The organism is Streptomyces sp. NPDC059740, assembly GCF_042733155.1.
In the GTDB taxonomy this organism is placed as follows: domain Bacteria; phylum Actinomycetota; class Actinomycetes; order Streptomycetales; family Streptomycetaceae; genus Streptomyces.
In genome coordinates this window covers 1-1,194 of the sequence record NZ_JBHWGP010000107.1, presented here as the reverse complement: position 1 = coordinate 1,194, position 1,194 = coordinate 1, and the positions used below count along the sequence as shown (strand labels likewise).

1 rRNA gene is annotated in these 1,194 nt (G+C 55.8%); it reads right to left on the bottom strand.

Features of this window, described 5'->3' with window-relative positions:
• Window positions 1-21: 21 nt before the first annotated feature.
• Window positions 22-1,194: ribosomal RNA gene (locus tag ACFV3R_RS34650) — 23S ribosomal RNA — on the bottom strand; the annotation flags it as partial.

Here is a 1,194-nt window from a genome sequence, read left to right as displayed (position 1 = left end):
ACACAGTGGACGCGAGCAACTGAGGACAAGCCCTCGGCCTATTAGTACCAGTCAACTCCACCGGTTACCCGGCTTCCATATCTGGCCTATCAACCCAGTCGTCTACTGGGAGCCTTACCCTCTCAAGGAGGTGGGAACACTCATCTCGAAGCAGGCTTCCCGCTTAGATGCTTTCAGCGGTTATCCCTCCCGAACGTAGCCAACCAGCCATGCCCTTGGCAGGACAACTGGCACACCAGAGGTTCGTCCGTCCCGGTCCTCTCGTACTAGGGACAGCCCTTCTCAATATTCCTACGCGCACAGCGGATAGGGACCGAACTGTCTCACGACGTTCTAAACCCAGCTCGCGTACCGCTTTAATGGGCGAACAGCCCAACCCTTGGGACCGACTCCAGCCCCAGGATGCGACGAGCCGACATCGAGGTGCCAAACCATCCCGTCGATATGGACTCTTGGGGAAGATCAGCCTGTTATCCCCGGGGTACCTTTTATCCGTTGAGCGACGGCGCTTCCACAAGCCACCGCCGGATCACTAGTCCCTACTTTCGTACCTGCTCGACCCGTCAGTCTCACAGTCAAGCTCCCTTGTGCACTTACACTCAACACCTGATTGCCAACCAGGCTGAGGGAACCTTTGGGCGCCTCCGTTACTCTTTAGGAGGCAACCGCCCCAGTTAAACTACCCACCAGACACTGTCCCTGATCCGGATCACGGACCCAGGTTAGACATCCAGCACGACCAGAGTGGTATTTCAACAATGACTCCACCATGACTGGCGTCACGGCTTCACAGTCTCCCACCTATCCTACACAAGCCGAACCGAACACCAATATCAAGCTATAGTAAAGGTCCCGGGGTCTTTCCGTCCTGCTGCGCGAAACGAGCATCTTTACTCGTAGTGCAATTTCACCGGGCCTATGGTTGAGACAGTCGAGAAGTCGTTACGCCATTCGTGCAGGTCGGAACTTACCCGACAAGGAATTTCGCTACCTTAGGATGGTTATAGTTACCACCGCCGTTTACTGGCGCTTAAGTTCTCAGCTTCGCCAACCCGAAAGTCAGCTAACCGGTCCCCTTAACGTTCCAGCACCGGGCAGGCGTCAGTCCGTATACATCGCCTTACGGCTTCGCACGGACCTGTGTTTTTAGTAAACAGTCGCTTCTCGCTGGTCTCTGCGGCCACCACCAGCTCA